At 48.6% G+C, this 21,418-nt stretch carries 15 protein-coding genes; 10 read left to right on the top strand and 5 right to left on the bottom strand.

The annotated features are described in order from the left end of the window. The first annotated feature begins 14 nt into the window (after positions 1-14). Complete coding sequence (locus tag IT233_13590; protein ID MCC7303668.1) at positions 15-1,271, top strand: cystathionine gamma-synthase family protein; 1,257 nt, start codon at positions 15-17, stop codon at positions 1,269-1,271. Between the two features lie 5 nt (positions 1,272-1,276). Here IT233_13590 and fdhF read toward each other — a convergent pair whose 3' ends face one another. The 4 genes from fdhF to IT233_13570 are packed head-to-tail and all read right to left on the bottom strand — an operon-like array spanning position 1,277 to position 8,169. Further along, positions 1,277-4,003 carry a formate dehydrogenase subunit alpha gene (gene fdhF, locus IT233_13585; protein ID MCC7303667.1) on the bottom strand — a complete coding sequence of 909 codons (2,727 nt, stop codon included), beginning with the start codon at positions 4,001-4,003 and terminating at the stop codon, positions 1,277-1,279. Positions 4,004-4,006: 3 nt separating this feature from the next. After that, positions 4,007-5,659: an NAD(P)H-dependent oxidoreductase subunit E gene (locus tag IT233_13580; protein MCC7303666.1), complete on the bottom strand. Its 1,653-nt coding sequence runs from the start codon at positions 5,657-5,659 to the stop codon at positions 4,007-4,009. Positions 5,660-5,677: 18 nt separating this feature from the next. Beyond that, positions 5,678-6,487: a formate dehydrogenase accessory sulfurtransferase FdhD gene (gene fdhD, locus IT233_13575; protein ID MCC7303665.1), complete on the bottom strand. Its 810-nt coding sequence runs from the start codon at positions 6,485-6,487 to the stop codon at positions 5,678-5,680. Next, a complete protein-coding gene (locus IT233_13570) occupies positions 6,487-8,169 on the bottom strand; it encodes a formate--tetrahydrofolate ligase (GenBank protein ID MCC7303664.1) in 1,683 nt (560 codons plus the stop codon). The genes fdhD and IT233_13570 overlap by 1 nt, the downstream gene beginning before the upstream one ends. A gap of 134 nt (positions 8,170-8,303) precedes the next feature. Here IT233_13570 and IT233_13565 point away from each other — a divergent pair, with 134 nt between their 5' ends. The 5 genes from IT233_13565 (at position 8,304) to IT233_13545 (ending at position 14,060) form a co-directional block, all read left to right on the top strand. Next, a complete protein-coding gene (locus IT233_13565; GenBank protein ID MCC7303663.1) occupies positions 8,304-9,077 on the top strand; it encodes a T9SS type A sorting domain-containing protein in 774 nt (257 codons plus the stop codon). Beyond that, positions 9,077-10,078, top strand: coding sequence for a hypothetical protein (locus IT233_13560; GenBank protein MCC7303662.1), 1,002 nt, complete (start codon positions 9,077-9,079; stop codon positions 10,076-10,078). The genes IT233_13565 and IT233_13560 overlap by 1 nt, the downstream gene beginning before the upstream one ends. A 5-nt stretch (positions 10,079-10,083) precedes the next feature. After that, entirely contained in the window at positions 10,084-11,541 is a 1,458-nt protein-coding gene (locus IT233_13555; GenBank protein MCC7303661.1) for a DUF2029 domain-containing protein, read from the top strand. Positions 11,542-11,604: 63 nt separating this feature from the next. Beyond that, the gene (locus IT233_13550; GenBank protein ID MCC7303660.1) at positions 11,605-12,354 is read left to right on the top strand and encodes a TSUP family transporter; all 750 of its coding nucleotides are present in this window, start codon (positions 11,605-11,607) and stop codon (positions 12,352-12,354) included. Positions 12,355-12,380: 26 nt separating this feature from the next. Beyond that, complete coding sequence (locus tag IT233_13545) at positions 12,381-14,060, top strand: hypothetical protein (protein ID MCC7303659.1); 1,680 nt, start codon at positions 12,381-12,383, stop codon at positions 14,058-14,060. Here IT233_13545 and IT233_13540 read toward each other — a convergent pair. Further along, positions 14,031-15,359 carry a PhoH family protein gene (locus IT233_13540; protein ID MCC7303658.1) on the bottom strand — a complete coding sequence of 443 codons (1,329 nt, stop codon included), beginning with the start codon at positions 15,357-15,359 and terminating at the stop codon, positions 14,031-14,033. The two genes, IT233_13545 and IT233_13540, sit on opposite strands and share 30 nt — an antisense overlap. Before the next feature lie 234 nt (positions 15,360-15,593). On the opposite strand from IT233_13540, the gene IT233_13535 reads away from it, so the two are divergent. Genes IT233_13535 through IT233_13520 form a run of 4 tightly spaced genes read left to right on the top strand, consistent with a single transcriptional unit; the run spans position 15,594 to position 21,417 of the window. After that, complete coding sequence (locus IT233_13535) at positions 15,594-16,127, top strand: YfiR family protein (GenBank protein MCC7303657.1); 534 nt, start codon at positions 15,594-15,596, stop codon at positions 16,125-16,127. Further along, the gene (locus IT233_13530; GenBank protein MCC7303656.1) at positions 16,124-17,005 is read left to right on the top strand and encodes a hypothetical protein; all 882 of its coding nucleotides are present in this window, start codon (positions 16,124-16,126) and stop codon (positions 17,003-17,005) included. The genes IT233_13535 and IT233_13530 overlap by 4 nt, the downstream gene beginning before the upstream one ends. A 36-nt stretch (positions 17,006-17,041) precedes the next feature. Continuing rightward, positions 17,042-18,820 carry a SpoIIE family protein phosphatase gene (locus IT233_13525; protein ID MCC7303655.1) on the top strand — a complete coding sequence of 593 codons (1,779 nt, stop codon included), beginning with the start codon at positions 17,042-17,044 and terminating at the stop codon, positions 18,818-18,820. Between the two features lie 59 nt (positions 18,821-18,879). Further along, a complete protein-coding gene (locus tag IT233_13520) occupies positions 18,880-21,417 on the top strand; it encodes a gliding motility-associated C-terminal domain-containing protein (protein MCC7303654.1) in 2,538 nt (845 codons plus the stop codon). Position 21,418: the final 1 nt, after the last annotated feature.

The following is a 21,418-nucleotide window of genomic DNA, read 5'->3' as shown; positions in this document are numbered from 1 at the left end:
GCAACATCAACCGTATGGCAAAAAAGAGAAAATACAGACCGGAAAGCCTCATGATGAGTCATGGCTACAAACCGGAACTATCCGAGGGCGCAGTGAAGTGTCCTATTTTCCAGACATCCACTTTTGGTTTTAAAACGGCAGAGGAAGGGAAGGCCTTCTTTGAGGTAGCCTACGGAAAGAGGGATCTGCGCCCGAAGGAAGAAACAGGACTGATCTACAGCCGCATCAATAATCCGGATCTGGAAATCCTGGAAAACAGATTATGCCTTTGGGATGAAGCGGAGGACGGGGCAGTTTTCGAAAGTGGAATGGCGGCCATCAGCACAACGGTGCTGGAATTGTTACAGCCCGGAGATCTCCTGCTGCACAGTGAGCCCCTCTACGGAGGGACCGATCATTTTTTTAAGAACGTACTGAAGAAGTACGGAATAAATACGGTGGGTTTTATGCCGGATCAGAGCAAGGAGGAAATCCTGCGTGTGATTGAATCTACCGGAATGGCGGGTAAACTGGCCATGATCTATGTGGAAAGTCCGGCCAATCCAACCAACGATTTGTTCGACCTGGAAATGTGTGCTGCGCTGGCACAAACGTATTCCCGGCGGAACGGCAGAAAGGTAATAACCGCTATTGATAACACTTTTCTGGGACCCGTTTTTTCTCATCCGCTCAAGCACGGATTTGATTTGGTATTGTATTCGGCAACAAAATATATTGGCGGACACAGCGATGTAATCGCCGGCGCCTGCGTAGGCTCAGCTGTTTTGATGAAACGGATCAAGTCCTTCCGGAGTATCATGGGCACTATGGCATCTCCCAACACAGGATGGTTGCTGATGCGGAGCCTGGAAACGCTTAAAATGCGCATGACTACCCAGGCCGAAAATGCAGCGGTGGTGGCCCGCTGGCTTTCAAAACATCCGAAAGTGGAAAAAGTCTACTACCCGGGATTACTCAAAGCGGGCAGCCCTCAGCACCGGATATTCCGCAGGCAATGCCTGGGTCCGGGGGCCATGATCAGTTTTGACGTGAAGGGTGGAATGAAGAAGGCATTTAAAGTGCTGAATTCATTACAGCTCGTTAAACTGGCGGTGAGCCTCGGAAGTACGGAATCTCTGGCAGAGCATCCGTATACCATGACGCATTTTCCGGTAGATGAAGCACTTAAGCAAAAGATGAGTATCACTCCCAAAATGATACGTTTATCTGTGGGTGTAGAACATCCGGAAGACATCATCGCTGATGTAGCGCAGGCCCTGGATCGCGCCTGAACAAATCAGTTCTGCTTCCCCTGCCTTCCCCTGCTTTTGCGGATGCGAACGGCTACTACTTTATATTCCGGGCAAAGCGCTTCGCTGTCGTGCTCGTCAGAGGTAATATTATTGAGCATTATCTCGGGGAAGTGAAACGTGGAACTTAATATTCCGGGTTTTACATCTTCACTGATCCGGGCTTTGATATCTGCTTTTCCCCTGGCACTTTCCACGCATACCATATCGCCGTCAGCAATATTTTTCAGTTTCGCGTCGTCCGGATGAATGAGCAGTACATCTTCGGTGAGAATTTTTACATTTCCTGTACGGCGTGTCATGGTGCCGCAGTTATAGTGTTCCAGCTCCCGGTTGGTAGTAATGATATACGGGTATTCTTTTCCGTTCTTTTCCAGCTCCCGGCTTTCCTCGAAGGGGTAGAAATAAAATTTTCCTTTGCCTCTTTTGAATTCCTTCTGGTGCATGATTTTAGTTTCGGTGCCACCGGCGGCCACCGGCCATTGTTTTCCGTTGTCTCCTAATTCATCCCATTTCACGCCTTCAAAGAACGGAACGATCTGCGAAATTTCTTTCAGCAGGTTATCCGCTGTATAATCGCACTGGTCATATCCCATTTTTCGCATCATTTCCACAATGATCTGTCCGTCGGGTTTGGTGCCTTTTAGTGGAGGCACTGCCCGTTGTACCCGCTGAATCCTGCGTTCGCCGTTAGTAAAGGTGCCCTCTTTTTCAAGGAAGGTAGAGGCGGGAAGCACTACTGTGGCAAGGCGGGCCGTTTCGGTCATAAAGATCTCAGACACCACCAGCATCTCCAGGCTGTCCAGGGCTTTCATTACTTTTTGGGAATTGGGATCGGTTTGCACCACATCTTCGCCAATGATCCAAAGGGCCTTAAGTTTCTTATCTATGGCCGCTTCAAACATCTCGGGAATTTTGTAGCCGGCTTTTCCGGAAACGGTTGTACCGTAAAACCGGTTGTACTTCGACAGAATTTCGGGAATTGTAAAATCGAGGTAGCCGGCTCCCTGGTGGGGTTGGGCTCCCATATCTGCGGCGCCTTGTACGTTGTTTTGTCCGCGCAGCGGATTCACCCCGGTGCCTTTTTTTCCCACGTGGCCGGCGATCATTGCCAGATCGCAAATCAACTGCACAGTATAGGTTCCCTGGTATTGCTCGGTGACCCCCAGTCCGTGAAATTCCATGGCTGCTTTGGCCCTGGCGTAGGCCAGGGCTGCCTCCCGAACAAGTTCTTTCCTTACACCGGTGATTTTTTCAAGCTGATCCATTTTCAGCTTCATTATTTCTTCCTTCATCTCCTCATATCCTTCGCAGCGGGAAGCAATAAATTCTTTGTCCTCCGCGCCTTCGCTGATAATATAATACAGCATCATATTCAGCAGTGCTACGTTGGTGCCCGGACGTAACTGCAGATGATACGTGGCGTATTTTGTCAGTTCGGTTTTGCGCGGATCAGCTACGATACCCACCACTCCCTTCATCATTTTTTGCCTGATTTTCGCCCCGGTTACCGGATGTGCTGCGTTAGGGTTTGCACCGATAACGAAAATGCAATCGGTGTATTCCAGGTCTTCTATGGAATTGGTGGCCGCCCCGGTTCCGAAAGATTTCTGCATGCCCAGTGCCGTTGGAGAATGACACACCCGGGCACAGCAATCAATGTTATTGGTACCGATAACAGCACGAATGAATTTTTGCATCAGGTAATTCTCCTCATTCGGGGTGCGTGCAGATGAAATGCCGGCAATGGCATCCGGGCCGCTTGTTTGTTTTATGCGGGTAAATTCCTTTGCCATGAAATCGTAGGCTTCTTCCCAGCTTACCGGCTCAAATTTTCCGTGGCGTTTGATCAGTGGTGTTGTCAGCCGGTCAGGGTGATCATAGAATTTAAATGCGTAACGCCCTTTCAGGCAGGTGTGTCCGCTGTTCACTTCCGCATTGTAGGGCGCCTGTATGGACTTGACTTTTTCATTCACGGTGGCCACCTCCAGATTGCATCCCACACCGCAGTAAGTACATACGGTGCGGGTTTTGGTGACGTTGGCTACTGATTTGGATTCAAAAACATCCGATATAGCAGAGGTAGGACAAGCCTGAGCGCAGGCGCCGCAGCTCACGCAGTCGGAAGCGGCAAAGGTGGTCTCCATCCCCTTGATGATGTGACTGTCAAATCCCCTTCCGGCCATGCTAAGCACAAACTGCCCCTGCACTTCATCACAGGCGCGTACGCACCGAAAGCAATTAATGCACTTTGAAAAGTCGGATGTCATGTACGGATGACTCAGATCTTTTTTCCTGCCGAGGTGATTTTTCCCTTCGGGATAGCGCACATCACGGACGCCTACTTTGGCTGCCACGGTTTGCAGTTCGCAGTTGTTATTCACTTCGCAGGTGAGGCAGTCCAGCGGATGATCTGTCAGTACCAGTTCTACGATATTCTTCCGCAGTTTCTGTATTCTTTCGGAATGAGGATAAATATAAGAGCCGGGAACCACAGGCGTGTGGCAGGAGGCCTGGGCTTTTGTGGGACCGTTTTCCTTTAGCGCCACATCCACGCTGCATACCCGGCAGGATCCGAAGGGATCCAGCTTGGGGGCATCGCACAGGGTGGGAATATAATCCTTCCCGAAATTTCTCTTCAAAAAAATGAGAAGGGTCTCTCCCGGGATAATCTCATACGGACGGTTATCAATATAGGCGATCGGCTGACTCATGCGTTACTTTTTAAAATAGGGTTTTAATTCCTTTTCAAAATACTGCAGGGCATTCCTCACCGGCAGCGGAAGTCCGCCTCCCAACGCGCAGAGCGATCCTGTTTCCATTGTTTCAAGCAGGTCGTTCATCAGCGTCCGGTCTATTTTGTAATCTTCTTCTTTGGCTTTGTTTACCAATTCATATCCGCGGGTTGAACCCAGGCGGCAGGGGAAACACTTCCCGCAACTTTCGTGTGCCGTAAAACGGAAAAGATGTTCAATGTAATCTATCACTGGAAAATCAGCGGGCAGGCACACTACGGAAGCATGACCAAGCAAAAATCCGCCGGAAGTGAAGGATTCGAAATCAAGAGTCAGATCCTTCACCCGGGAAGCAGGTACAAGCCCGCCCAGCGGACCTCCAATGTGAAAGGCTTTAATTTTTTCCCGCAATCCGCCGCCACATTTCTGAAATACTTCCTTCAGGGGAGTTCCCATTTCCACTTCATATACTCCGGCCCGTTTAAAAAACCCGTCGAGCGAAACCAGTTTGGTGCCTGTGCTTCGCCCTTTACCAAGGGAAGCGAACGCTTTGCCCCCGTTGCGGATCACATAGGGAATACAGGCAAGGGTTTCTACATTATTCACCACGGTTGGTTTATTGAAGAGTCCCTGTTGGGTGGGATAAGGCGGACGTACGCGTACTTCCGGTCTTTGTCCTTCAATGGATGAAAGCAACGCCGTTTCCTCGCCGCAGATATATGCACCGGCGGCCCGAATGATCTTAAAATCAAAATCGAAACCGGAGGCAAGAATATTGGTACCGGTGAACCCTGCGCTGCGGATGTCGTCTATCGCTTGCTGTGCAACAGCAATGGCTTCGGGATATTCCGTCCGGATATAGATTACGCCGGTAGTTGCGCCGGTGATAAACCCTGCCAGTAGCATTCCCAGCAGTAAACTGTGCGGACGTTGTTCCAGCAAATAGCGGTCCGAATACGCGCCCGGATCTCCTTCATCAGCGTTACAGACGATAAACTTGATCTTTCCTTCTGTGTTTTTACAGGATTCCAGTTTCATGCCAAGAGGGAATCCGGCCCCGCCGCGTCCGCGCAAACCGGAAATTTTTAGTTCTTCCAGTAAGGCACCGGCTCCCCGTTTAAGAGACGGCCCCAGCAGGGCATAGAAATTTTCTATTCCGGGGAAAGGCGCAGTCAGCACAGGGGTGCCAAGGTGGCCGGTAGAATAGGCACCCGGACTTTTATATTTCCCTTTACGGATCTGTGCGATCTCCGCGATATCCTTCCCGGAATAATTCAGGCCTTTGTAATGAAAAGAATGATTCTCATGACAGCGTCCCATGCAGCACATTTCCCCGATTTCTTCTTTTTTGAAATGGCGGGAAAGCTTCTTTTTGAGTGCGTCCTGTGTGCCGGCTGTCAGGCAGGAACTGCCGTTACATGTGTACACCTTTTTGCCCTTGTTGCCGGCGTGGAGAAAATCATAGAAACTTGCCGTGCCGTAAACATTGGCCCTGCCAATCAAAAACTCATCGGCAAGTTTTTCCATTTCAGCTGCAGAAGGAGTTCCGGTCCGCTTTGCAGCGGCACCCAACTCTTCAAAGAGGTTCTTCGTTAATCCTTTTCTGCCTGAAAGTTCACTGAGGTTCTTAGACATAGTGCGGGGTATCTTGAATCATGTAACAGGAGAAAGTATTTTCACCTTTCCGGTATGAGTGTAGGCCGTAAAATTTCCATTTCTGCAAAAGGCGAGCAGGCTGATTCCTGATTCGCGGGCATATTCCACGGCGAGACTGGAGGGGGCAGAAACGGAGGCTACAAATGAGATTCCCGCCAGATGTGCCTTGCTTACAATTTCAAAGGAAATTCTTCCGCTTACCGTCAGCAGACGGGCCTTTTCCAGCAAGCCGCGGTTGAGCAAATCACCGATCACTTTATCTACCGCGTTATGCCTGCCGATATCCTCACGCACGGAGAGCGCTTCCCCTTCCAGTGTGAACATACCCGCTGCATGTGTTCCCCCGGTACGCTGGAAATGGAGCTGTTTGCGGTTCAGGAATTCAAACATTTTTCCAACAGCAGCGGCATCAAGCGTCCGCTGGTTGTCGAGGGGTGGGCCACTCATGCCTTCAAGGCTGGTCTTACCGCAGATCCCGCAGGAAGAGGCGGAGATGAGATTGCGTTTTCCGAGCAGATCCATCGAAACATTTTCTTCCGGAATGGTAAGATTAACGGAATCAATATGTCCTTCTTTATTGCGTGAGAGGATTTCTATCCGGGGAGCTGCCAGCGAATTGCGGAGGAGGTTTTCCGTCAGCATCAGGCCGCGGGCAAGGTCAAACTCATCTCCCGGCGTTTGCATTGTAACTGTAAAAGGAATCTGATTAACGGAAATGGATAAGGCCACCTCCACAGTTACATCATCCTGCACTTCTTCTGCATGGTTAGTGCTAAAACGCAGTCCTGTAAAGCGCTTGATCTCCATCAGGAAAGTCCGGTGATGTTACCGTTGTTGTCTATATCCATTCCTTCGGAAGCAGGAATTACCGGCAGTCCGGGCATGCGCATCATTTCACCCACTATGGCCACCACGAATCCGGCGCCGGCTGCAATCTCAAATTCCCGGATATTGATCTTGAATCCGGTCGGACGGCCTACTTTCTTTTCATCGTCTGTGAATGACTTCTGTGTTTTGGCGATGCACACCGGGAAGCCGCCAATGCCGAGTTTATCAAATTCTTTAAGCTGGGATTTCGCTTTGGGTGAATACGTTACATCATCCGCTCCGTAAATTCGGGTGGCGATGGTTTTGATCTTTTCCTCAATAGGCATACTCCAGTCGTAGAGCTGTTTGTAATTGTTCGTCTTGCTTTCGATTACCTCCACCACGGCCTGCGCCAGCTCCTTGGTGCCGTTTCCTCCCTGTCCCCAGCCTCTGGATACCACCGCCTTGACGCCCATCGCGGCACATTTTTCTTTTACAAAATTCAATTCTTCTTCCGAATCGGTGGGGAAGAAATTCAGCGCTACCACCGCCGTGAATCCGAACTGCCTGCAATTTTCTATATGCTTTTCTAGGTTTCCGAACCCCTTCTTCACGTACTCCATATTCGGGGTGTTATACTCTTCGCTTCGGGCACCGCCATGATGCCGGAGGGCACGCACAGTGGCCACAATCACGAGGGCTTTTGGCTTGAGTTCTCCTGCGGGACACTTAATATCAAGGAATTTTTCCGCTCCCAGGTCAGCGCCGAAGCCTGCCTCTGTTACAACATAATCCGAAAGAGACAAGCCCATCTGCGTAGCCACTATGGAATTAGTACCCTGCGCAATATTGGCAAATGGTCCGCAATGAATGATGGCGGGATTTCCTTCAAGTGTTTGCACCAGATTGGGCTTGATGGCATCTTTGAGCAGAATAGCCATAGCCCCTTCTGCCTTGAGGTCGCGTGCGTAGATCGCCTTCTTCCCAAAAGTGTATCCCACGAAAATATTTCCCAGCCGCTTTTTCAGATCTGCAAAATCTTTAGACAAACACAGGATGGCCATCACTTCGGAAGCCGCAGTAATATTAAATCCTGCTTCGCGGGGGATTCCGTTACCGGTACCTCCTAAACCAATCACCATTTGCCGGAGCGAACGGTCGTTCATGTCCATCACACGCTTCCAGGCCACCGTGCGCGGATCTATTCCCAGATTATTGCTTTTATTCTGAATGTTATTGTCTATGAGTGCTGCCAGGAGATTATTGGCTTTTTCAATGGCAGCAAAATCACCTGTGAAATGCAGGTTGATATCCACCATGGGAATAACCTGGGAATATCCGCCGCCGGCCGCTCCTCCTTTCATTCCGAAAACAGGTCCAAGCGATGGTTCCCTGAGCACAACCATGGATTTTTTTCCGATTTTATTCAGTCCGTCCGAGAGCCCGATCGAAACAGTGGTCTTACCCTCTCCGGCCGGGGTGGGATTGACAGCGCTTACCAGCACAAGGTTGGCTTTGGCAACTTTATTCTGATCAATCAGGTGGAGGGGAAGCTTGGCTTTGTACTTACCATAATGTTCCAGTTCATCGAGGTTTAATCCCAGCTTTTTTGCAATTTCATTAATATGCAGAATGCTCGCCTTCTGTGCGATTTCAAGATCTGTTGGTACCGGTTGAGACATAGGGTTTTAGATTAGGGTTTGCCGTAATTCCGAAGGAATAAATGTACTGATTTTGGTCGAAAATCAACTCAGAATATGACTTTCTCCATTGTTCATAGCCTTCGTAATCACTAAATTGCGGCAAAATTGAGAAGATGAAAAAAATTGGATTTGCCGCCGTTCTGCTAATCAGCGGTTGGCTCTCTGCACAAACCACAGCTACTGACTGGACTGCAAATGATTGCAGTGGAAACCCACATAATCTTTTTACCGAGCTCAACCAGGGCAAGGTAATCGTAATGGCTTGGGTAATGCCCTGCGGTGTTTGTATTACCCCCACACTTACGGCCTATAACGTAGCCCAGAGTTTTGCTTCTTCAGGTTGCGACGTGGAATTTTATCTCATTGATGATTACGGAAATACAAACTGTGCCACGTTAACCAACTGGGGTACCACCAATAATATCGGCCCGAATACAATCAACTTTTCAAATGCGGCTATAGATATGACCGCTTATGGAGCAGCAGCCATGCCGAAGATTGTGGTGGTGGGAGGACCTACGCATACGGTTTATACCATCCAGAACAATTCGGTGAATTCAACCACGGTTCAAAACGCCATTACCCAGGCTTGTCTGGATATTGTGAACAGTGTTAAAGATGTTTCTTCCAACGTAAGTCCGCTGGTATTAACTCCCAACCCGGTAACGGACAAGGGTGTTCTTACTTTTTCCTTGCAGAATTCCGCCAACCTGCAGATCGAGATCTATGATCTGCTGGGCAGCCGGCTCAAAACAGTGTCTTCTTCTGTTTTTGCCGCCGGAGATCAGAAAGTAGAGTGGAGTGCGAAGGATCTGGCACCCGGTATCTATTTCCTGAAAGTGAGTGAGGGAACCCGCGCCCGTGTACTGAAATTTGTTGTTCAATAGTGAGATCCGCGTTTTTTTTATTGAGCATCCTTGCCTCGGCCATTGCGGCGGCACAGTGTTGTTCTGCCGGCAGCGGCAGCCCCGTGGCCGGAGGTACGTCTCAGGGTGTTCTGCAGGAGAAACAGATGGAGATCAGTACCCATTTTCAGCATATTTACACAGGTACTTACTACAGGGGCAGCGAAAAATTGAAGGATACCACAACATGGTTTTCCAGCAATTACCTGTATCTCCGCACGGCCATCGGGCTCTCGAAAAAACTAACTTTTTCCGTTGAATCCGGATATTACCTGAACCGGACCGATTTTCTTAACGATTCACTATCCTATCAATCAGGCGGCATCGGCGATCTCATTCTTTTCCCGAGATACGAGGTGTACAGCAAAGCCTGTGAGTCACATAAAACGGAAATTGTATTAGGACTGGGTTTTAAAATTCCCCTCGGGAAATACAATGATTCAATCGGAATGCTGGAACCTTTCTCGGGTACTACCATCTACTTTACCATGCCGCCTGCCGTGCAACCTTCCACGGGTGCCAACGATGTGATTTTATACGGATTTTATTATCGCGAACTCCTGAAGCCGGAACTGAAAGTCTTCAGTTCACTGGTGCATGTGCATAAGGGCTGGAATCCGCTGGGAGAGAAGTTTGGAAATTACACTGCGCTCGGATTATTTGTGAGTAAGGTTTTTAAAAAGAAACTGGGAGTAACCCTCCAGCTCAAGACGGAAAATATCGAGCGGATGAAATACAACGAGGACGCGTATATGATGGGATCCTATTTGTATGATGTGGATGCAACGGGCAGTGAAAAATTGTTTCTTGTACCTCAGCTGTCCTATGGGTTCTTTAAAGGGAAATTGCTGTATTACATTTCTTCCGAGTTTCCTGTTTACCAGCGACTGAACAAGGCCCAGGTTGCTTCCGAACGTTTTATTACCACCGGGCTGTCCTGGCGCTTTTTCGCCAATAAGCCCTTCACCAAAAAAGAATCCTGATTCCCATGCGGACACTCGTGCGGGGTGTCGTATTGACTGATTTGCTGACGGTTTGCGCCGGCACTATACTGTCTGTGATAGTATGGATTACTTCCGAAACCTCGGAAGGTGGAACAGATGCCATCATGCATTACGGTATTGCGAAGTATTCCTGGCAGCACCCGGAACTTTTTCTTGATCTGTGGGGGAAACCTCTTTTTACCATTTTTTCCTCTCCGTTTGCTCAGGGAGGCGCAGGTGCTCACGGATTTTTCAACATTCTGGTTAGTGCGGCAACTGCATGGCTGGTCATCCGGACTGCAGGGAAACTGGGATTATATTCAGCCTGGTTTGCAGGAGCCGTTCTTTTCCTGTTCCCGGTATGGCTGCCGCTCACTTTCAGTACCATGACGGAGCCCCTTTTTGCATTTCTTCTGGCCTGGGCCGTGTATGCCCTTTTTTCAGGGAAGGATATCACCGCAGCCGTGGTGGTTTCTTTTTTACCCTTTGCGCGGCAGGAGGGATTTGCATTTATTATTCTTTTCGCCCTACTTTTTGTCTTAAGGAAGGAGTGGAAAAGAATACCCTGGCTGGCTACCGGCACCCTCTTCTTTTCGCTGGCAGGCGCGTTGGTCTTCAATGATATTTTCTGGGTATTAGAGCAGCAGCCTTACCATGCGGATGATTTTACACGAACCGGCGACCCGTTTCATTATTTTCTTTCATATAATGGACTCTTCGGAGTAGCCGGCAGCATACTGCTGGTGGCCGGATCCGCTTGGATGATTCAGCGGGGCCGGAGGATGAAGCAGTGGAACGACTGGCTTCCGGCCGCCGGATTTTTCATGGTACTTGCGGCACATTCCTATGTGAATTACAAAGGACAAGCCGGCGCAATCGGATTGCTGCGTGTAATGGCTACGGTGGCCCCGCTGGCTGCATTGCTGGTCCTTGCAGGTTTGCAATGGATCAGAAAATCGAGGATGTTCATTCCTGCCGGATGGTTCTTGTTATTGCTCCAGGGATTTTTAACATGGAGGGCGGTGGACTTGCCGCTGCGGGAGAATCCGGTGCAGCGCGCGGTGCAGGAATTTTCCTCCACATTTCCCGAGGGAGATAAGCAACATCGGAAGATCTATAGTACCGATCCTATGTTCTGGTATTATTTCAACAGAGATTTTTGGGATGAAGAGGGCTGGGTTCAGGTCAACCACAAAGGTCATTACGGAAAAATGACCAACGGCTCCCTGCTGCTGGTAGACGCTCATTGGGGAAAATGGATGGACAAGCGCGAGCTGATGCAAAGACCCGAAATTCACTTGAAGAGAATATTTTTCGCAAGAGAATTTCTTCCGTATGAATCAGGGAATTACAGCATCTATATCTTTGAAACCGACAGCGGAAGAAAATCCGACAATTTCCGGACGGAGAGAGAATGGCTGATAAAGGACCCTTTCCCCCGGAACACTCCGCCGGTGCCGTAACCCTTATCCCGATAGCTTTTTACTACCTTCAGCCCCTTGGACGTATTCTCGGTCTCCGATCTTGTGTGGCTGTGCGGCTTGATTTTTCTGGCCGGATTTGTAGACTCCATCGTGGGCGGAGGCGGACTCATTACCATTCCTGCTTTCATGATCCTTGTGCCTGAATTACCGGTAACCACCATGTTCGGCACCAATAAAACAGCAGCCATTATGGGCACCTCCGTGTCGGCCTACCGGTATTCAAAGGAGGTAAACCTGAACTGGCGGGTGTTGTGGCCTGCGCTGGTAACGTCGCTGATAGCGGCAGTGGGGGGAGCGCAGTGCGTAAGTTTGATCAGCCGTGAGGTAGTGCGCCCGTTGGTGTTTATTCTGCTCATTGCCGTGGCCGTGTATACGTTCATTCGAAAAGATTTCGGGATGCACCACCGTCATCACCACACGGAAACAAGAGCGAAGTGGCTGGGAGCGGTTTTCGGGGCCCTGATCGGTTTCTATGACGGCTTTTTCGGCCCGGGTACCGGAAGTTTTTTTATTTTTTTCTTTGTGGGTGTTTTCGGTTACGATTTTCTGCATGCGTCGGCCGCCGCGAAAATTCTTAATGTGGCTGCGAATGCCACGGCCGTGATCTGGTTTGCCTTCACGGGAAATGTGATCTGGCCGGTAGCATTGCTGATTGCTGTTTTCAACATGGCCGGGGCCTGGCTGGGTGTGCGTGTTGCTATAAAGCAGGGAAGCCGGTTCGTGAGGATTCTTTTTCTGGTGGTGGTGAGCGCACTCATTCTGAAGCTGGGATGGGATATGTTCGGTGCCTGATCCCCTGTTTTTTCTATTTTTATGAAATGTCGAAGAAAAAAGCGGCAACGGCGGTTCATAAGGTTCCGGTGAAAGGAATTTTCGACGAGATACCATATTTCCCGTTCCTCATCACCGCTTTGTTTCTGCTTCTCGCCGGTACAGGCATGTACCATCACGAAATGTGGCGCGATGAGCATCAGGCCTGGCTCGTGGCACGCGACGCGGCCTCGTATGCAGACCTTTACCAGAATATGCGATACGAAGGGAACCCTATGCTCTGGCATACGTTTCTGTGGATCTTCGCCAAAATCACCTGGAACCCGGTAGTGATGCAGGTGTTTCATCTGCTGATCGCTGCAGGATTTGTTTTTCTCCTTCATCGTTTTTCTCCTTTTTCCAGAGTGATAAACACCCTGATCACATTCAATTATTTTTTATTTTATGAATATGCCGTGATTTCCCGGGGTTACGGATTGGGATTGTTATTGGTTTTTATTGCCTGCATACTTTTCAAAAAAGCCGGTGAAAAGCCCCTCTGGACCGGGCTGACCCTGTTTCTATTAGCAAATACTTCTATTTACGGAATGCTGATGGGAACAGCGGTATTCGGAATATTATTCCTGGAAAATTATTTTGGGAAGCTAAAGCAGGTGAAGATTTCTCCTGCCGCCATAGCGATCATAGGTTTTTTCTGGCTTTCTGGCTCGGTTCTTTCCGTGTGGCAGGTGATGCCGGAGCCGGATAATACGTTCCCGGTGCCTTATGCCAGAGGAGCATTCGATATTAACCGTTTGTGGTTCTGCGTTTGGCGCGTTTTTTCCACCTGGTTCTCTGTTCCGGATGTTTCAAGACTTGAGTTTTGGAATACCAGTTTTTTTATCTCTGATGCGCATACCTCCGGAGCTGTATTCCCTTTGATGGTTATTGCCGCGTTTGCACTGATGTTCATTCAAAACCGGAGTGTTTTCATTGTCTTTACACTGGGAATTTGCGGACTGCTGGGATTATTCTATTACAGTCTTCTTACGCATGGTCGTTACCTGGGGCATTTTATGATTTTGCTGCTGCTCTGTCTTTGGCTGAAGGAATATTTCAGGCCGGAGCAGGACAAGAGCATGCTGGCCGGATGGGGAGATAAGGTAAAAAAATTTGTATTCCCTGCCGCATTGGCGATCAGTGCTGCAGGAGGCATTCTGGCATTTATGAAAGACGTGAATGTTCCTTTCTCGGGAAGCACGGAAGCGGTAACCTTTTTAAAGCAGAAGCATCTTACGGGCATGAAGATCATAGGTGCTACGGATTTTGTGATCTCCTGTATTCCTTCGGAGCTTCAGAACAGAAATACCTATTACACCGAGCGTGGAGAGTGGGGAACATTTGTAAAGTGGGACAGCAAACGTGAGAAAACAGTGGATTTCAATAAAGTAATAGCAGCAGCAGCGGAACAGATCCGGGCGCACGATTCGGTGCTTGTTATATTATCCGCTCCACCCAATGTGAACACAGCCCAGGGCGCGCACCTCCTCCAGAACGAGGTGCTTTCCCCCGATGTGGAGGTGCATCTGATCAAAATGGTTACAGCAACCGTGGTGAAAGATGAGCAATATTATATCTACATGGCGAAGAAACCGGGAGGGTTTACAAAAAATCATTCGCAAACCCTTCGGCAGACTCAGGATGACACTATTTCGCTATTACAGAAAATCATTAGCAAGGTTGGCTAGTTCACTTCGTTCGCCCTTTTCCAGCGTTATATGTGCATACACGTCCTGGCCTTTCAGACGGTCAATAAGATAGGAGAGGCCGTTACTTTGAGTGTCGAGATAGGGCGTGTCGATCTGGAAGATATCACCCGTGAACACAATCTTACAATTCTCTCCGGCGCGGGAGATCACGGTTTTCACTTCGTGTGGTGTTAAGTTCTGGGCTTCATCCACAATGAAGAATACGTTCGATAAGCTTCGGCCCCGTATGTACGCCAGCGGGCAAACAACCAGCTTCTCATTCTCTACCATCTCGGTGATCTGCTTGAACTCCTTATCTTTTTCTGAGAACTGACTCTTGATGTATTTCAAATTATCCCACAGCGGTTCCATGTACGGATTCAGCTTGCTCTTGATGTCGCCGGGCAAATATCCGATGTCTTTGTTGCTTAGCGGAACAATGGGGCGTGCAAGGTAAATCTGGTGGAAATTGCGGCGTTGCTCCAGCGCACCGGCCAGCGACAAAAGGGTTTTTCCTGTTCCGGCAACCCCCTGTACCGTTACCAGTGCAATCTTTGGATCAAGAATAGCCTGCAGTGCAAAGGCCTGTTCAGCGTTTTTTGGATTGATTCTGAATGCAGAATTCTTTTGCACGCGCTCAATCTTTCCTTCCTCCTGGTTATAGTGCCCCAGCACCGATTTCTGACCGCTCTTGATCACATAAAAATGATTCGCAGGCGGCTTCTGTTTTTTCAGCACTAAATCCACAGGACATGAACCCTTTTCGTAGAGCTGATCAATCGCAGCGGGATTTACCTTGTCCAGATATGTTTTTCCCGTGTACAGCTCGCTCAGGTCCTTAATCTTACCCGTCTCGTAATCTTCTGCCAGCAGGTTGAGTGATTTTGCCTTGATGCGCAAATTGATGTCCTTGGTAACCAGAATCACCTTTCGGTCAGGATACTGTTCGCTCAGGTGAAGAGCGGAATTAAGAATGCGGTGATCCGCCTTCCTTTCCCCGAAAACGCGTTCTGCATCCAGTTTGGCCGACTGATGCATCTCAATCTTAAAAAGCCCGTGCCCTTTCCCGTTGATATTCACCCATTCCTGCAAGGTGTTTTTCCCCGAAACTTTGTCGATGTACCGGGTGAACTCCCGGGCAGAGAAATTCTTGGTATCGTTTCCTTTTTTAAAATTATCCAACTCCTCCAGCACCGTGATCGGAATCACCACGTCGTGTTCTTTGAAATTCTTGAGGGCATTGTGATCATAAATTATTACGGAGGTGTCCAGCACGAAGATCTTCTTGTCTTTCTGCATAAGGGAATGCGGTATTGTTACGGAGTAAAACTATGAAACCGGACTCCGGACTCCGTAGGGCCTCCCCCAAAGAAATCAACACAACTCTGTTATAATCAAGGGCTTCATTTGTCCATGTTCAGCGAATTCGGTAACTTTGCGTTCTGCTTACCGGACACTTTATAAATTACTCGTAATCAGATAGATATAAAGTATTAGCTGGATTGGAACAGGGTTTGTAAGTAGCCAGAAAGAATGAAAAAGGCGTTTGCTTTAGTGGTGCTTTCTTTTCTGTTGGTTTCGGCCGATCTGGTGAAACTGGCTCCGCCTTTGGCTTCCGACACCAACACCAAGATCAAGGCTGTTTTTTTGTACAACTTCACCAAGTACATTGAATGGCCGCAGAAATATAAGTCCGGGAACTTTATTATCGGGGTTCTGGCCGACGAAGGATTTGCGAAGGAGATAGATGTGTTCTTCAATCCCAAAAGTATCGGATCCCAGCGGTTCGAGATAAAATATTTTCCCAAGCCTTCGGATATTTCGCAGTGTCACATGATCTACGTGTCTCCGAATTTCAGCGGCAATATTTCGGAGGTGCTCAACCGGATCAAGGGCAAGAGCACCTTGCTGATAACGGAAAAGGCGGGTTATGCCAAGCAGGGAGCGGCCATCAACTTTACCGTGGTGGAAAACAAGCAGAAATTTGAACTGAATAAGGCGAATGCCGAGAAATATGATCTCAAGGTTTCCAGCAGTCTTACCAATCTGGCCATTAATATCGAATGAGAAAGCTGCTGCACATATCGCTCTTCTTCCTCCTTCCGGTATGGGCAGGTGCGCAGGTAGACAGCCTGAACAAAGCCATTGACCTTTATTCTGCAAAAGATTTTGCAGCAGCCATCCGGGTCATCAACGGGGTTGTTGAGCATCCCGCCACCATGAATATGCCGAACAGCTGGTACCTCCGGGGTCTCATTTATAAAGAATACTTCAAGAACTTTGAAGCCGCTGATTCGCGCTCTAAAGCCCGTGACGAATCGGTGCGCTCCTTCTTCAAGGTGATTGAGCTGGATACGGCCCGGAAATTTGTAGATGCCAGCGTGTACCAGTCGCTCAAATTCCTAGGATCTACTTATTACAATACTTCCACGGACTTCTTTACCAAGGATTCCTATAAAATCGCCATTGAATATTTTGAGATTTATAAAAAGTGTTACCAGATCGCAGATCCAACGTTCGATTCCCGTCCAAGCCATATTAAATTCTATCTCGCCCTGGGTACAGCAATGGAAGAGATATTTGTTTCAAACCGCAAAGTGAATTTTGAATACATGGACGTAACCTCAGGTATGTTCCGGAAAGTACTGGAGATGGATTCAGTAAACGTTACGGCTTACTATAATCTTTGTGTGCTCTACTATAACCAGGGAGTAAGCGTCATCAACGATATGAGTGATGAAACAGATATCCTGGATATGGATCAGGTGCAGGATAAAGCGCTGGTGTTTTTCAAACAGGCTCTGCCTTATGCTCTGAAAGCCTATGAGCTGGATCCGAAACGCAGAGAAACCCTGGTTTCTCTTTCGGGCATCTACTTCTCGCTTCACGAGAACGACAAAGAGGCTCAGATCAAGGCTGAACTCGAGCTACTGGATAAAAAATAGTACCTTCAGGGTCTTAATCTACTTGCACTTTTATTCATGCGGCTTACCATCGGTCGTAGGATCAGTTTCGGTTTCGGGATCCTCGTATTCCTGACTCTGCTGGCCTTTGCCCTTACGATCCTCACCATCCGGGATAGTACCCGTATTAACGACAAGATTACCAACCTTTATAATCCTTCGGTAAGCGATTTACGGGAACTGAATGTGCTGGTGATCCGTTCCAAAATGCTGATCAATTCCTGGGTGAAAACGCAAGGCCCCAGCGAGGATAAAGTGAAGCTAAAAAGCCTGATCTACGAGCAGTATCCCGATCTCCGGATCCGGATAAAAACACTCGCAGCCAACTGGAGCGACGAAGAACGGACTTCAATAGAAGCCATTTTTTCGCTGATCGATAAATTATTTGACCTGCATAAGGATATCATGCGCGATCTCGGATCCTTTGATTCGTATGAGGACCCTTCTGTGATGTTTCCCTATACCGAAATGATTGACGAAACCGGCGAAGTCAGTGAGAAAACACGCATCATACTGGATGAGCTGGCGGAGCTTACTTCCATTCAGCAGAAAAATGCTTCTGTGCGAGTAGCTGAAATGCAGGATTCCTTTTCTACCCTGCAGCAGGTGGTGGTTCTGCTTGGTGTATTGTTGCCGCTGGGTGGAATATTCATCGCTTTCTTTACCCTTATTTCCATAGTACGGCCCGTAACACAGCTGAAAAATGTGCTGTTTCGAATGAGCAAGGGAGTGCTACCCGCCGAAAAAATCAAGGAGAGAAGCGACGAAATCGGCGACATGTCCCGCGCACTCAATGAACTCGTTACCGCTATGAAAATGACCACTGAATTTGCAAACGAGGTGGGATCCGGAAACTTTGAATCCTATTACAAACCCCTTTCTGAAGAGGATACGCTGGGGCAGGCGCTTCTGAAAATGCGCCTTGACCTCCGGGAGAATGAGCGCTCGCTGGAACAAAAAGTGGAAGAACGAACAGCGGAAGTGGTGCAGCAGAAGCAGGAGATTGAATTTCAAAAGGCTAAAATCGAGGTGCTGTTCAACCACGTTACGGATAGTATCCGCTATGCTAAACGACTGCAGGATGCTATTCTTCCTCCGGACTCTGTGGTTTCCCGTCTTCTTCCTGAATCGTTTGTACTTTATAAACCCAAGGATATTGTTTCAGGAGATTTCTACTGGATCGAAAAAGTCGGGAAGAAGATATTCTTTGCTACCATCGACTGCACTGGCCACGGTGTTCCGGGAGCTATCATGAGTATTGTGGGACACAACCAGCTAAAACAGGCCGTCGCTAAAGTACCTTCTCTGCAGCCCAGCCTGATCCTCGATGAACTTTCAAAAGGAGTAAGAGAATCGCTCCACCAGAACGTAGAAGGATCTACCACCAAGGATGGTATGGATATGACGCTTTGTGCCCTTGATCCTGATGCCATGATCCTGGAAGTGGCCGGGGCGTTCAACCCGCTGTACTTTATCCGCGATGGAGAAGTGCAGGAAATCAAAGGGAATAAATTCCCGGTGGGTGTTTTTGTGGGCGAAAAAAAGAACTTTACCAATCATAAAATCTCTGTACAGAAAGGGGATGTAATCTACCTGTTCTCCGATGGGTATGCTGATCAGTTCGGAGGATTAAAGGGCAAAAAGTTCATGGTGAATCAGTTCCGGCAGCTCTTGCTGAAAAATCACACCCTGCCGATGACCGCCCAAAAGCAGAACCTTGAACAAGCTCTGGAAGACTGGAAAGGGGCTGAAGATCAGGTAGATGACATATTGGTCATGGGAGTGAGAATCCACTAAAAGCAGCTTCATTATTATTTGTAAATTTAGACAGCTAATCAGGTCTGAAACGGTCAATGATGCATTGTTTTAAAAGCAGGTTTTTTCTGATTACCTGCCTCGTTCTTTTTCTTCCGTGCTATTCCATGGCGCAGGGCAACGATGATCCCTGTAACGCCTTCTCGCTGACCATGACAAATCCTGCGTCCTGTCCTACCTGGGACATTGACACCAATATTTTTCAAGGGAATAATTTTGGTGCAAGCGCTGATCCGCTGAAACCGGGTTATTTTGGCTGCGTGAGCGGTAACGACGCACCGCCTGTAACAGCGGATGTATGGTATAAATTTATTGCCACGGCAGAGAGGCTTTCTGTGGGTGTTTCCGGACTCGGACAAAATGGTGTGCAGCTCTACCTCCGCCAGACATCCTGCAATGCACTGATTCCTATCAATTGTGATTTTGTAACGGCAGGATCTGCCTTTCTTAGTTGTGATGTGATGGTGCCCGGCGAATCGTATTACCTGCGCGTTTTTGGCGGCTCTTCCACCGACCAGGCTACTTTTACAATGAAATTTCACTGGATGCACCCCTGCGATGACTGTGTGCAGAATTCCCGGCTGTTTGTGAATCCCCCTCCCGTGCAGGGGCACTTCTTTCCGGGCGATACGGTGGAGTTCACCTACGTGATAAAAGGGTACAAACCTTTCGGAGGCGATCAGCTTCATGGAATTGTTCCTGATTTAGGCCCGGGGTGGGATCTATCCAGTCTTACACCTGTGAACACACCACCAACCCAACCGGCCAGCGGCTTGGGCTCCTGGGGCTGGTATAACAATATCCCGGATGAAAACAGTAATTTACTGAATGGGTTTTTTTACGATGGTCCTCCCAGCATCAATAACAATCCTACCGACAACAAAGGAGATGTGAGCAACCCGGGTAGTACCTGGACGTTCCGGTGGAAGGTTCGTACACTTCCCGGCTGTACTTCACCGGATGATCTCAGCATGAATATTTACCATCTCTCCGATTTTGAAACCGGCAGTGGCACACAACCGGATTGTAAATATGATGCAGATTATCACTTCAAAGCCATCCTGAACTGCTGTACCGCCTCGGTAATCACCACCGTAAATTCAGGGTGTAAGAACGACACCAACGGAATGGCCAATCTGAGTGTGATTGCACAAAGCCCGCCTTATTCATGCCAGATTTACAATGCCAGCGGAACCCTGGTGTTCAACGTCATCGGACAGGCTTCACCCAATTTTATTATCAGCGGACTCGCTGCGGGTGAGTATACTGCGCTTTCCTGGGGGGCGCAATGCACCACCGGGACTGCCTTCCGTTTGAAATCCCAAATGGCATGGCAACCGCAGCAAACTTCCTTCCATTGTACTCCTTCCTGTAACAATTCTGCTGTCATAACAGGTCCTGTTGTTTCAGGCTATGGTTTTTTATGGAGCCCGTCCGGGCAAACTACACCAACGGCTTCAGGTCTTTGTCCGGGCGTATATACCATTGCTGTGAGTTATACCAACTTGGGATGTAATGATACCTTCATGCTCAATGTGACCGCTCCGCCTCCGGACGATCCGGCTTTTTATTATGAGCCTCCCTATGGACCCAATTACTGCACAGTAGATACCGGTATCGTTGAGGTGGAATACCTTGCACATCCCGGCGGCATTTTTTCGTGGACTGGTCCCGCTTCGAACCTGAATCCGGCCACAGGAGATATCATCTCATTCCCACCGTTCAATGGTGGTACCTATACCATTACCTACACCACACCGGGGCCATGTACCACCTCCAGTTCGCAACAACTTACATTTACACAGTCGCCTCCGGCCCCGGCAATGAGCGGCGCCACCAGCATTTGTGTAGATCAGCAACCACTGGTTATCACCCCTACCAATATGCCATTCGGCTGCGCGTTAATCTGGGATGCTAGCGGAAATTTTTCATTTCCCAATACCACTAATCCTATCGTACTCACCGGGCTTTTCCCCGGCACGGATACGGTGTACACCATTTATTACGATGCGCTTACTTCCTGTTTCGGATTGCCTTCCGCATTTGCCTATACTGTTTTTCCTCAACCAGTAGCTAACGCCGGTACAGACACCACCGTTTGTAAGGACTTTACCTTCACTTTGTCCGGTTCAGGTGGAATCAGTTATATCTGGTCACCGGCCTCAGGACTTGAAAATCCTTACATGCAGTTTACCAACGGCAACACTTCGTCCACCACTACATATCAATTATTGGTAACGGATGCAAACGGATGCCGCGACACGGATTACGTTTCAGTGTACATTAACCCGGATGATACATGCCAGTTACAGGTGTGGAACGGATTTTCGCCAAACAACGACGGATTCAATGATACCTGGTTTATAGAGGGAATTGATAACCAGCCCGGCAACAAAGTGAGTGTATTTAATCGCTGGGGCGACCTGGTTTGGTCTACCGGTGATTATCATAACCGTAATAACGCATGGGACGGAAGGTGCACTCTAACTGGTGATGAACTTCCGGCCGCTACCTATTTCTACGTAATACAAATTCCAACCAAACCAACACGGTCCGGGTGGATCGAATTAACGAAGTAAA

The sequence above is a fragment of the Bacteroidia bacterium genome (assembly GCA_020852255.1).
Taxonomy (GTDB): domain Bacteria; phylum Bacteroidota; class Bacteroidia; order JADZBD01; family JADZBD01; genus JADZBD01.
The sequence above is the reverse complement of the archived record's forward strand: the minus strand, read 5'-3'. Positions and strand labels throughout refer to the sequence as shown.

What these genes read in the sequence shown, in the direction of transcription:
- IT233_13590 (MCC7303668.1), top strand. Translation starts at nt 15, where the DNA reads ATGGCAAAAAAGAGAAAATACAGACCGGAAAGCCTCATGATGAGTCAT.
- fdhF (MCC7303667.1), bottom strand. Translation starts at nt 4,003, where the DNA reads ATGAGTCAGCCGATCGCCTATATTGATAACCGTCCGTATGAGATTATC.
- IT233_13580 (MCC7303666.1), bottom strand. Translation starts at nt 5,659, where the DNA reads ATGTCTAAGAACCTCAGTGAACTTTCAGGCAGAAAAGGATTAACGAAG.
- fdhD (MCC7303665.1), bottom strand. Translation starts at nt 6,487, where the DNA reads ATGGAGATCAAGCGCTTTACAGGACTGCGTTTTAGCACTAACCATGCA.
- IT233_13570 (MCC7303664.1), bottom strand. Translation starts at nt 8,169, where the DNA reads ATGTCTCAACCGGTACCAACAGATCTTGAAATCGCACAGAAGGCGAGC.
- IT233_13565 (MCC7303663.1), top strand. Translation starts at nt 8,304, where the DNA reads ATGAAAAAAATTGGATTTGCCGCCGTTCTGCTAATCAGCGGTTGGCTC.
- IT233_13555 (MCC7303661.1), top strand. Translation starts at nt 10,084, where the DNA reads ATGCGGACACTCGTGCGGGGTGTCGTATTGACTGATTTGCTGACGGTT.
- IT233_13545 (MCC7303659.1), top strand. Translation starts at nt 12,381, where the DNA reads ATGTCGAAGAAAAAAGCGGCAACGGCGGTTCATAAGGTTCCGGTGAAA.
- IT233_13540 (MCC7303658.1), bottom strand. Translation starts at nt 15,359, where the DNA reads ATGCAGAAAGACAAGAAGATCTTCGTGCTGGACACCTCCGTAATAATT.
- IT233_13535 (MCC7303657.1), top strand. Translation starts at nt 15,594, where the DNA reads ATGAAAAAGGCGTTTGCTTTAGTGGTGCTTTCTTTTCTGTTGGTTTCG.
- IT233_13530 (MCC7303656.1), top strand. Translation starts at nt 16,124, where the DNA reads ATGAGAAAGCTGCTGCACATATCGCTCTTCTTCCTCCTTCCGGTATGG.
- IT233_13525 (MCC7303655.1), top strand. Translation starts at nt 17,042, where the DNA reads ATGCGGCTTACCATCGGTCGTAGGATCAGTTTCGGTTTCGGGATCCTC.
- IT233_13520 (MCC7303654.1), top strand. Translation starts at nt 18,880, where the DNA reads ATGCATTGTTTTAAAAGCAGGTTTTTTCTGATTACCTGCCTCGTTCTT.